10 protein-coding genes, 1 other RNA gene, 1 pseudogene and 1 riboswitch are annotated in these 11,357 nt (G+C 36.1%); of the genes and pseudogenes, 11 read left to right on the top strand and 1 reads right to left on the bottom strand.

The genetic code is table 11. The features are described 5' to 3' along the window. The 10 genes and pseudogenes from AC1DJR_RS07305 to pbuX all read left to right on the top strand — a co-directional run. Window positions 1–106, top strand: a pseudogene (locus AC1DJR_RS07305) (cell division regulator GpsB); the annotation flags it as partial. Window positions 107–193: 87 nt separating this feature from the next. Continuing rightward, an RNA gene (gene rnpB, locus AC1DJR_RS07300) (RNase P RNA component class B) lies at window positions 194–585 on the top strand. Window positions 586–765: 180 nt separating this feature from the next. After that, the gene (locus AC1DJR_RS07295) at window positions 766–1,905 is read left to right on the top strand and encodes a THUMP domain-containing class I SAM-dependent RNA methyltransferase (RefSeq protein ID WP_002011868.1); all 1,140 of its coding nucleotides are present in this window, start codon (window positions 766–768) and stop codon (window positions 1,903–1,905) included. Window positions 1,906–1,966: 61 nt separating this feature from the next. Continuing rightward, window positions 1,967–2,149: a DUF3921 family protein gene (locus AC1DJR_RS07290; RefSeq protein ID WP_113770068.1), complete on the top strand. Its 183-nt coding sequence runs from the start codon at window positions 1,967–1,969 to the stop codon at window positions 2,147–2,149. Between the two features lie 138 nt (window positions 2,150–2,287). Continuing rightward, complete coding sequence (locus AC1DJR_RS07285; RefSeq protein ID WP_477002298.1) at window positions 2,288–4,225, top strand: ATP-dependent DNA helicase; 1,938 nt, start codon at window positions 2,288–2,290, stop codon at window positions 4,223–4,225. 118 nt (window positions 4,226–4,343) lie between these two features. Further along, complete coding sequence (gene ypwA, locus AC1DJR_RS07280) at window positions 4,344–5,861, top strand: carboxypeptidase (RefSeq protein WP_002086575.1); 1,518 nt, start codon at window positions 4,344–4,346, stop codon at window positions 5,859–5,861. Window positions 5,862–5,909: 48 nt separating this feature from the next. Then, a complete protein-coding gene (locus AC1DJR_RS07275; RefSeq protein WP_477002297.1) occupies window positions 5,910–6,383 on the top strand; it encodes a GNAT family N-acetyltransferase in 474 nt (157 codons plus the stop codon). Between the two features lie 154 nt (window positions 6,384–6,537). After that, window positions 6,538–7,296 (top strand): type I methionyl aminopeptidase, encoded by a 759-nt coding sequence (locus AC1DJR_RS07270; protein WP_429686657.1) that lies wholly within the window; start codon window positions 6,538–6,540, stop codon window positions 7,294–7,296. 104 nt (window positions 7,297–7,400) lie between these two features. Continuing rightward, a riboswitch (purine riboswitch) is annotated at window positions 7,401–7,502 on the top strand. A gap of 107 nt (window positions 7,503–7,609) precedes the next feature. Beyond that, window positions 7,610–8,203, top strand: a complete 594-nt coding sequence (locus tag AC1DJR_RS07265) for a xanthine phosphoribosyltransferase (protein ID WP_477002296.1) — start codon at window positions 7,610–7,612, stop codon at window positions 8,201–8,203. Window positions 8,204–8,206: 3 nt separating this feature from the next. Continuing rightward, on the top strand, window positions 8,207–9,529 hold the full coding sequence (gene pbuX, locus AC1DJR_RS07260) for a xanthine permease PbuX (protein WP_477002295.1): 1,323 nt from the start codon (window positions 8,207–8,209) through the stop codon (window positions 9,527–9,529). 15 nt (window positions 9,530–9,544) lie between these two features. Here pbuX and AC1DJR_RS07255 read toward each other — a convergent pair whose 3' ends face one another. Then, the gene (locus AC1DJR_RS07255) at window positions 9,545–10,708 is read right to left on the bottom strand and encodes a DUF418 domain-containing protein (protein WP_477002294.1); all 1,164 of its coding nucleotides are present in this window, start codon (window positions 10,706–10,708) and stop codon (window positions 9,545–9,547) included. Window positions 10,709–11,062: 354 nt separating this feature from the next. Between AC1DJR_RS07255 and AC1DJR_RS07250 the strand changes: the two genes are divergently transcribed. After that, a complete protein-coding gene (locus AC1DJR_RS07250; RefSeq protein WP_002011935.1) occupies window positions 11,063–11,218 on the top strand; it encodes a hypothetical protein in 156 nt (51 codons plus the stop codon). The last annotated feature ends 139 nt before the right edge of the window (window positions 11,219–11,357 follow it).

Below are 11,357 nucleotides of genomic sequence, written 5' to 3'. Positions count from 1 at the left end.
ACAAACACCAGTTGCACAACCAGTGTATAACAATACGAATACGGATATTTTAAAACGTCTATCTAATTTAGAAAAAGCTGTATTTGGAAGTAAGTTATACGAATAAATTAAGGTAACAAAAAGGTTAAAGCATTTTACATAGAAAAAAACATTGCAAAATCTTTTTGTTTCCACTATACTAATGTTTGTCATAACGTTTGGGTAATCGCTGCAACGCCAACGTTGTAGAGGAAAGTCCATGCTCGCACGGCCTGAGATGGCTGTAGTGTTCGTGCCTAGCCAAGTCATAAGCTAGGGTATTCTGGCTGCAAGGCTGGTTTAACGGCAGGGAAAAAACCTAAGTCCTTTCGGATATGGTTTGACTACCTTTAAAGTGCCACAGTGACGAAGTCCTTGAAGAAATGATAGGAGTGGAACGAGGTAAACCCCACGAGCGAGAAACCCAAATAATGGTAGGGGAATCTTTTCCAAGGAAATGAACGACGGAAAAGGACAGGTTTTCGTAACCTGTAGATAGATGATTACCACCGGAGTACGAGGCGTGGGCCGTTTGCAGTACAAAGGAACAGAACATGGCTTACAGAACGTTATGAACCAACTATGAAATAACTCAGCTCTCCTTTGTTAGAGGAGGGCTTTTTATTTGTATGAAGTTATAARTTGTGAGTTAAAATGGTAAGTGAGAATATTCTTCGTAATATGTGATAATTAATAGGACAACATGTTATTAATTATTGTTTGATTATACATAAGAGGTGAATGCAAATGGGAAAAGTTACTTTAATTGCAACAGCGGCAATGGGTATTGAAGCGTTAGTTGCCCGAGAAGTTCGCGATCTTGGTTATGAATGTGAAGTGGAAAACGGAAAGGTAACGTTTGAAGCGGATGAAAAAGCGATTTGTCGTACGAATTTATGGTTACGTACTGCAGACCGTGTGAAAATTAAAGTCGGCGAATTTAAAGCAACAACATTCGATGAGTTATTTGAAAAAACAAAAGCGTTAAACTGGGGAGATTATATTCCAGAGAATGGAGAATTCCCTGTTATTGGGAAATCTTTGAAATCAACATTATTTAGCGTTTCAGACTGCCAACGTATCGTTAAAAAGGCTGTTGTTGAGAAATTAAAAACAACGTATAGACGCACAACTTGGTTTGAAGAAGATGGACCGTTATTCCGTATTGAAATTGCAATGCTCAAGGATATTGCGACGTTAACAATCGATGCGAGTGGTGTAGGTCTTCATAAACGTGGATACCGTCTTGAGCAAGGTGAAGCGCCTTTAAAAGAAACATTAGCTGCGTCTTTAATTAAGTTAACAAACTGGAAGGCGGATCGTCCTTTCGTTGATCCTTTCTGTGGATCTGGTACAATTCCAATTGAAGCTGCATTAATTGGACAAAATATCGCACCAGGATTTAACCGAGGCTTTGCATCGGATGAATGGGGCTGGGTTGGTAAACAAAATTGGCGCGAAGCTCGTCAAGAAGCTGAAGATTTAGCTAATTATAATCAACCATTGCAAATCATTGGATCAGATATCGATCACCGTATGATAAGAGTTGCCCAGGATAACGCAGAAGAAGTTGGATTAGGGGATCTTATATCATTTAAACAAATGCAAGTAAAAGATTTCACGACAAAAGAGGAATATGGCTATGTTGTAACGAATCCTCCATACGGAGAACGTTTAAGTGAAAGAGCGCTTGTTGAAAAATTATATAAAGAAATGGGAGAGGTATTCCGCCCATTAGATACGTGGTCAATGTATTTATTAACAAGTTATGAAGCATTTGAGAAATGTTATGGGAAAGATGCATCGAAAAARCGTAAACTGTTTAACGGATTTATCCGTACAGATTACTATCAATACTTCGGAAAGCGTCCACCGCGTAATTCATAGTATAAAACTCCTCCAGCACGCATATACTGGCTATTATGTAATGCGTAAAGGAGGAAGTGATATGGATAGTTTCCAATTATCGATGATTCAAAAAGCTATTCACCGTACGTATGATGAGCTCGGAAAAGAAGTGGATAGTCAAGGTGCAATTGTAGATGGAATACAAAAAGCGCAGGAAGAATATTTGTCAGCTCTTTCACATGAAACAGCGATTGATAAACGTTATTTAAGGTTATTAATATAGAAAAAAATTTTCCTTTTTCGAAAGGAAAATTTTTTTTCGTGTATTTCTATGTATTGTAACAGGGGAAAGTGGCTGCGCACATGTGAGTAGCAGTTGCTATATCTTTTTATAGAAAAACTGTTTGGTTGGAGGCTAAGGATGTTTACTGAGAATAGGTTACCATTTGAAGTAGGAAAACAAGATAATTTTTATGATAAGTTGAATGAGTGGATTGGAGATGTGTTTTACGACATTCTTCCGGAAAAGGGCTTTGAAGAGCGTGATGAACAGATTTTTATGGCGTTTCAGTTAGAGCGCGCTTTCCAAGAGAAGAAAGTTATGTTTGCAGAAGCGGGTGTAGGAACAGGGAAAACAATTGTATATCTTCTATATGCAATTTGTTATGCACGTTATACAGGGAAGCCGGCTATTATCGCTTGTGCAGATGAAACGTTAATTGAGCAGCTTGTGAAAGAAGAAGGAGACATTGCTAAGTTATCTGAAGCATTAGGGCTATCTGTTGATGTTAGACTTGCGAAGTCAATGGATAATTATTTATGTTTACGTAAACTTGAAGATGTTATGAGTGGACGAGCTCCAGAAGTAATTGAAGATGTATATTACGAATTACCTCAGTTCGTATTCGATCATGGTACGATGCAGAACTTTACTCACTATGGTGATCGAAAAGAATTTCCACTGTTAAATGACGAGGAATGGTCAAAGGTAAACTGGGATTACTTCCAAGATTGCTTCACTTGTGATTCTCGTCATCGTTGTGGTCAAACTCTTTCGCGCGAGCATTATCGTAAAGCGGCAGATTTAATCATTTGTTCTCAAGATTTCTATATGGATCATATTTGGACGTACGAAGCTCGCAAACGTGAAGGACAAATTCCGTTATTACCAGAAAGTAGCTGCGTTGTATTCGATGAAGGGCATCTTGTAGAATATGCAGCTCAAAAAGCTTTAACGTACCGTTTAAAACAAACGATGATGGAGCAACTTTTAACGAGATTATTACAAAATGATATTCGTGAAGAGTTCGCACATTTAGTAGAAGAAACAATTTGGCAAACTGAACAATTCTTTGGGGTACTACAAGAGAATAAAAAGGAAATTGAAGGTTCTGATCGTTTAGAAATTACTGTGACAGAAAAGGTAACTGCAGAAGCGAAAAGACTTTATGCGAAAATCGGTGAAGTCGGTGATGCATTAGTATTTGAAAGTGAAATGCATACAGTAAACACATACGATTTAAATATTGTTGATGAGCATTTAGATGTGTTAGAGCATTCACTTCGTCTTTTCATGCACGAGAAAAATGTAATTACGTGGGGTGAAGAAGGCGATGGTGCTTTCACATTAGTTATTATGCCGCGTGCAGTTGAAGAAGTGTTACAAGAAAAAGTATTCTCGAAGAAGATTCCATATATTTTCTCTTCTGCGACATTATCTGACAATGATTCGTTCGCATTTACTGCAAATAGTCTAGGGGTAAAAGATTACTTATCATTCTCAGTTGCTTCGCCGTTTGATTATGAAGAGCAAATGACAGTAAACTTACTTCCGTATACGAAAGAAAATGAATGGGAAAGAAAGTGTCAATATACACTTGAAAATATACAAAAAACAAATGGACGTACACTCGTATTATTCCGTACAACGCAAGAACTTGCAGCGTTTAAAGAATATGTAAGTAAAGAGCAAATGTCAGTKCYGTTCCTATATGAAGGAGATCAAGAAATTAGTCAGCTCGTTTCTCGTTTCCAAAATGAAGAAGAGACTGTACTTTGTGCCGTTCATTTATGGGAAGGTTTAGACATTCCAGGTTCATCATTATCACATGTTATTATTTGGTCATTACCATTCCCTCMAAACGATCCTGTGTTTGAGGCGAAGCGTAAACATGTGAATGATCCATTCTGGGATGTAGATGTGCCTTATATGATTTTACGTCTTCGCCAAGGAATTGGACGTTTAATTCGTACAAGTGAAGATAAAGGTGCTATATCATTATTCTTATCAGATAATGAAGATGAAAAAGTGATAGAAGCAGTGAAGAAAGTACTTCCGGTAGAAGGAAAAGTACTTTAAGCGAAAAAATGTTGTAGGGAAAAGTTTGGCATTTGCCAAGCTTTTTTTCTATTAGAAAAGGAATTTATGTTTCAGTGTCGAAATAAGTTTGAGGTAGAAAAAGGAGGTTTTTTATACTATGACAGTTGCTACATATGAAGTGGAAAAACAATTTTTAACATATGTGAAGAAGATAGAGAATTACGGAGAGGCATTAAGCTTAATGTTTTGGGATTTAAGAACAGGTGCACCAAAGCAAGGAGTAGACCAGCGTTCAGAAGTAATTGGAATGCTTTCATCCGAAGTGTTTGTGATGTCGACTTCAGATGAGATGGGGAACTATTTAACTGAACTAGAATCTTTAATTGTTGAAAATAAACTTTCTGAAACGACAAAGAAAATGGTTGAAGAGTGTCGTAAAGAATATGATAGAAATAAGAAAATTCCACAAGCGGAATATGAAGCGTATGTGAAATTAGAAGCGAAAGCGGAAAGTGTATGGGAAGAAGCTCGCGAAAAATCTGACTTCGAAATGTTCCGTCCGTATTTAGAAAAAATTGTTGAATTCAAAAAGAAGTTTATTACATATTGGGGTTACGAAACGTACAAATATAACACGCTATTAGACATGTATGAGCCGGGAATCACAGTAGAAGTGTTAGATCATGTATTTGGTCAACTACGTGAACGTATCGTTCCGCTTGTGAAAGAAATTTCTGAGTCTAAAAAAGAATTAAAAACAAATGCTTTAGCTGAACATTTTTCAAAAGAAAAACAAAAGAATTTTACTTTAGAGTTATTAAAACAATTGAACTATAACTTTGAAGCGGGTCGTCTTGATGAAACGGTACATCCTTTTGAAATTACATTAAATAGAGGGGATGTTCGTATTACGACTCGTTACGATGAGAAAGACTTCCGTATGGCTGTTTTCGGCACAATTCATGAATGTGGTCATGCTGTATATGAACAAAATATTGCAGAGGAATTTGAAGGTACACCGCTATGTAGTGGAACTTCTATGGGTATTCATGAGTCACAATCATTATTCTTTGAGAACTTTATCGGTCGTAATAAATCATTCTGGAAGAAAAATTATGATTTATTAAAAGAGTATAGCGATGGTCAATTTAATGATATATCAGTAGATGAGTTTTATGATGCGATTAACGAATCGAAGCCATCGTTTATTCGTATAGAAGCAGATGAGCTTACATATCCGCTTCACGTCATGGTTCGTTATGAACTTGAGAAAGAATTATTTGATGGTACATTACAAGTGAAGGATTTGCCAGCGGCTTGGAATGATAAGATGGAAGCATATTTAGGAATTCGTCCGGAAAACGATGCACAAGGTGTATTGCAAGATGTTCACTGGGCTGGTGGTTCATTTGGATACTTCCCATCTTATGCGCTTGGTTATATGTATGCAGCGCAATTTAAACATAGGATGCTAAAGGATATTCCAAACTTTGATGCATTATTAGAAGAAGGAAACGTGACACCAATTCGTGAATGGTTAACAGAGAATATTCACCAATATGGCAAAACGAAAAAACCACTTGAAATTTTAAAAGATGTGACAGGTGAAGGTTTAAATGCAAACTACTTAGCTGATTATTTAGAAGCTAAATATAAAGAGATTTATGAGTTATAAAACAGGAGCTGCTTAATTGCAGCTTTTTTTTATGAGGGAGTGAGAGAAATGGGCTATATGTTTACAGTAATGTCGCRAGCGGAAGCAGAAGAAATTGCATATAACTGGCATTATGAAGGGGAGTATTCCTTTTATGATATAGAGGCAGATGAAGAAGATTTAGCTGAGTTTTTAGAGGATGAGAGTAGAGGGAATCATACATTTTCTGTGAAGGAAAATGGTACTCTCATTGGTTTYTTTAGTTTTAGTAACATAAATAATCAAACGGTTGATATAGGTCTTGGAATGAGACCTGATATAACTGGGAATGGATTTGGTCTACAGTTCKTAAAAGCTGGAYTAGMTTTTAGTAAAGAAAAATACGGATGCAATTATATAACACTATCAGTAGCGACATTTAATGAAAKAGCGATTAAAGTGTATAAAAGAGCAGGATTCGAAGYTGTTGGAACGTTTATACAGAAAACAAATGGTAGTTGTTTTGAGTTTTTGAAAATGAATTATATATGTAAAAATGATTAAAAAACAGAGGAGAACTTCTGTTTTTTTATTTTGATGTAGAAATAAATGATGTTTGTTTTTGTACTTGTTGTAATTAGAAGTTTTGAAATTTTGGAAGAGGATGTGTATGATTGAAGTTTAGTAGCAAATAGCAAGTTTAGTAAGGAGAGGTAGTATGATTACAATTAAAACGAAAAATGAAATAGATTTGATGCATGAATCGGGGAAGTTACTAGCTTCTTGTCATAGAGAAATTGCAAAAATGATGAAACCAGGTATCACTACACAAGAAATTGATACGTTTGTTGAAGCATATTTAGAAGAGCATGGTGCCAGATCCGAACAGAAAGGATATAACGATTATCCATACGCAATATGTGCATCTGTGAACAATGAAATGTGTCATGGGTTTCCAACAGATGTTCCTTTAAGTGAAGGAGATATTGTGACGATTGACATGGTAGTAAACTTAAATGGTGGTCTTTCAGATTCTGCATGGACGTATATAGTTGGAGATATTTCTGATGAAGCAAAAAGGTTATTGTTAGTAGCAGAGAGTGCTTTATATAAAGGGATTGAGCAAGCGATAAGTGGTAATCATGTTGGAGATATTGGATACGCAATTGAAAGTTATGTAGCAAATGAAGGTTTTTCTGTCGCAAGAGACTTTACGGGACACGGGATCGGTAAAGAGATTCATGAAGAACCAGCGATTTTTCATTTTGGTAAACAAGGACAAGGGCCTAAGTTACAAGAAGGAATGGTAATTACAATTGAGCCCATAGTAAATGTAGGTATGCGATATTCTAAAGTAGATTTAAATGGGTGGACTGCAAGAACGATGGACGGTAAATTATCAGCTCAATATGAGCATACAATTGCGATTACAAAAGATGGTCCAATCATTTTAACGACGCTTAAATATGAAATGTAAGAGTTTGCAAAACTCGAACGAAAATAGTATTTTCATAAAATTCGTACGTGTTTTTTTAATAAATGCTTTCCAAAATTTAAAAAGTGCGTTATAATCCTTCTATAAAATAAATAGTTAGCTACACTCATATAATCGCGGGGATATGGCCTGCAAGTTTCTACCGAAGTACCGTAAATACTTTGACTATGAGTGAGGACGAATATATTTGCTTGTTTAGCATTCTTTTTTGCGAAACTCCAAAAGCGCGTCTCTCACTTGTAACGAGTGGTGGCGGCTTTTGGAGTTTTTTTATTGCATAAGAGGGGGAACAAACATGAAAGTATTACAAGAAAAGATTTTGAACGAAGGAAAGGTTTTATCTGGTGAYGTATTAAAGGTAGATGCATTTTTRAATCATCAAATTGAYCCAGTACTTATGCAAGARATCGGAAAAGAATTTGCTAARCGTTTTAAAGAAGAGAACATTACAAAAATCGTGACGATTGAATCTTCAGGCATTGCACCAGCAGTTATGGCTGCATTAGAGCTTAGTGTAAAAGTAATCTTTGCAAGAAAACGTAAATCGTTAACGTTACAAGATAATATGTACGTTGCAAACGTATACTCATTTACGAAACAAGAAACGAATGAAATTTCATTATCTCGAAATCATATCGATGAAAATGATCGCGTTTTAATTATCGATGACTTTTTAGCAAACGGTCAGGCTGCTTTAGGTTTAATGAGTTTAGTAGAGCAATCTGGAGCAAGTATTGCAGGAATTGGTATTGTTATTGAAAAAGCATTTCAAGATGGAGGAAAGAAGCTTCGCGAACAAGGAGTTCGTGTTGAGTCACTAGCAGAAATTGCATCACTTGATAACGGCACAGTTACATTTGTACAGCAAGAAACTGCGGAGGTGAAATAAACGATGAAGCAACATCCATTTAAAATCGCATCGCTTGGTATGCAGCACATGCTTGCCATGTACGCTGGCGCAATTATTGTTCCTCTTATTGTCGGCGGGGGACTTGGTTTAAATCAACAAGAGTTAACATATTTAGTCTCAATTGATTTATTAATGTGCGGCGTTGCGACAATTTTACAAGCATTATCAAATCGCTTTTTCGGTATTGGACTTCCAGTTGTACTTGGTTGTACATTTACAGCGGTTGGACCGATGATTGCAATCGGAAAACAATACGGGGTGTCTTCTATTTATGGAGCGATTATTGCTGCCGGGTTATTCGTTGTTATTTTTGCGAAATTATTTGGAAAGCTTGTAAAACTGTTTCCACCTGTTGTAACAGGATCTGTCGTTACCGTAATTGGAGTTACACTTGTTCCAGCAGCAATTAATGATATGGCTGGAGGAGTAGGAAGTAAAGATTTCGGTAGTCTTGAAAATTTAGCGTTAGCATTTGGTGTATTATTATTTATCATCATTATGTATCGTTTCTTTGACGGATTTATTCGTTCAATCTCTATTTTACTAGGTCTATTGTTCGGTACAATCGTTGCAGCATTTATGGGGAAAGTAAGTTTGCAAGCGGTTGGAGAAGCGGATTGGTTCCACGGTATTCAGCCATTTTACTTCGGTACACCAACATTTGAATTAACGCCAATTATTACGATGATTCTCGTTGCTTGCGTAGGAATTGTGGAAGCAACAGGGGTATATTTTGCATTATCTGATATTTGTAATAAAAAGATCGGTGAAAAAGAATTAACAAAAGGCTATCGCGCAGAAGGATTAGCGATGGTTCTAGGTGGTATTTTTAACGCATTTCCATACACAACATATTCTCAAAACGTAGGMCTTGTTCAATTAACTGGAGTAAGAAATCGCGTCATTATCTATACTTGTGGTGGTATGTTAATTGCTCTTGGGTTTATTCCTAAAATCGCAGCCATTACAACAATTATTCCGAAATCAGTACTTGGCGGTGCAATGCTAGCAATGTTCGGCATGGTTATGGCATATGGTATTAAAATGTTAAGCAGTGTTGATTTTGGAAAACAAGAAAATTTATTAATTGTTGCATGTTCTGTCGGAATCGGACTTGGAGTTACAGTCGTTCCAACGTTATTCTCACAGCTTCCGGAAAACATCCGTATTTTAACAGATAACGGAATTGTACTTGGAAGTGCGTCAGCAGTACTTTTAAATATTGTATTTAATATGGTGCCGCAGCGTAAAGTRAAAGTAAAAGAAGARCCAGTYYCKATGCAAAGTGCARTAAGAGAAGCATAGAAAAGCAAGGTCTCATTATGAGACCTTGCTTTTCTTTTTAAGTGGCATCATTTTCCCGTACGTACCAAGACGCCAAATGTACTCAAGTGGCCCATATTGGTAACGTGAAAGCCACCAGCGGCTAATAAAGATTTGTAACGTATAAAAGCCGATGCAAAATAGTGGTCCTACCCATAATGGAGCGGGATAATAATTTTTGAAAAATAGGCCGAATACAAGTAACGTAATAATCGTATGCGTGATGTAATTTGTTAACGCCATTCGTCCGACATATTGGAACGGACGTAATAATGTTTGCCATCTTTCTTTTTGTAATAAACGCATGAGCGTGAAAATGTAGAATATGAATAATGTTTTTCCACTAAACATTGTAAAGGCCTGCATATAAAATGGTTCATAAGATGGTTTTGATAAGAAGTAACGGACCATGAAGAACCACATTGGTAATGTCAAAATGAACATAATGATTTGCCATTTTTTAAGTTTTGGATCTAACTCTTTCGTGCGGCGGAAAATATCTTTTTTGCCRGCGTATAAACCAAGTAAAAATAGTCCAACTGTTTCTGGGAGCATGAATACATTTAGTCCAATTSCTTCAGAATAAAAYGCATGGAAACGATTTTGTATTTGTRACAYCCAGTCTTCAAGTGGCATGATCGGTAAGGAAAACCCTAACTCTGCCTTTGGTACTAAGGCAACCACTATACTAGCGATTAGCATGAAAAATTGAAAAATACTTAGTAAAACTAATGCCCATATTAAAATAGTACGAGGCTCTCTCTTATAAAATAACAATAAGAAAAATCCAGCGATGGCATAACTATGTAAGATGTCTCCGTCCCATAAAAGAACGTAATGCAAGAAACCAAATAATAATAAAATGAGCAAGCGGCGAACAAATAAAGTTTTTGGGCGATCTGTTTTCGCTTCAGCACGAGTCATAAAAATGTAAAAGCCTAGGCCGAATAAAAACGAAAAGATAGTATAAAACTTTGTTTGAATAAACATATCGTAAAATAGACGGATATAGCTATTTAGCCCCTCATAAACTCCTGAAAGATCACGTGAGTCGATCCCAGCGATAACAGGCCAGTTAACAAGAAAAATACCTAGTACAGCTATTCCTCTAATAATATCGATGGAATGTATCCTCTCGCCTTGTGAAATATTTTGTGTCATTATTTTCCTCCTTGTTAAGTAATTCCCTTTTATCCCGCATTAACAAGCAGTAAGACTCCCACCTCAAAATTCAGTGAATACGAGGAAGCTAGGTGGGAGTCTTACTGCTTGTAAAAGCCCGATTGGTTCAACTAATAATTAGTGGGGATGGGAAATATCCCCACTAATTACAGTTTCACTCTATTATACAAAATGTAAAGAGGAGGGTATATAGGTAATTTCCAATTTTTAAAACTGCTAAGATGTGCATTATGAGATATAATAAGAGTGCACAGCAAGTTTTAAACTTCTTTAAAACAGGCAGTAAAGCTCCTTTTCCCGAAGGAGCTTTCTTTTTTTAGAAATTTGTTGATAATGATTCTCTTTAATGATAAAATGTATTCAAAAGTGATAATCATTATCAAAAAAGGTTGGTGTGTTAATATGGTGTATGCACTTGTTGCAGGAACGATTGCTATATATGTTGGTGTTACAAAGTATGTTTTAAATGGAGTAGGAACAACAAAATGAATAATATTACATAAAATCCCTTTCATTTGTAAAAAGAATGAAAGGGATTTTTTATTTTTGATGTGAATATGCTGAAAATTTAGTATGATAATAAAGTGAAACTTTAATCAGCGGGGAGGTCTATCCCTCACTGATTACT

The organism is Bacillus sp. 05T31, assembly GCF_056396725.1.
This window is presented reverse-complemented; position numbering and strand designations above follow the sequence as displayed.

What these genes read in the sequence shown, in the direction of transcription:
- AC1DJR_RS07290 (WP_113770068.1), top strand. Translation starts at nt 1,967, where the DNA reads ATGGATAGTTTCCAATTATCGATGATTCAAAAAGCTATTCACCGTACG.
- ypwA (WP_002086575.1), top strand. Translation starts at nt 4,344, where the DNA reads ATGACAGTTGCTACATATGAAGTGGAAAAACAATTTTTAACATATGTG.
- AC1DJR_RS07270 (WP_429686657.1), top strand. Translation starts at nt 6,538, where the DNA reads ATGATTACAATTAAAACGAAAAATGAAATAGATTTGATGCATGAATCG.
- AC1DJR_RS07250 (WP_002011935.1), top strand. Translation starts at nt 11,063, where the DNA reads ATGATTCTCTTTAATGATAAAATGTATTCAAAAGTGATAATCATTATC.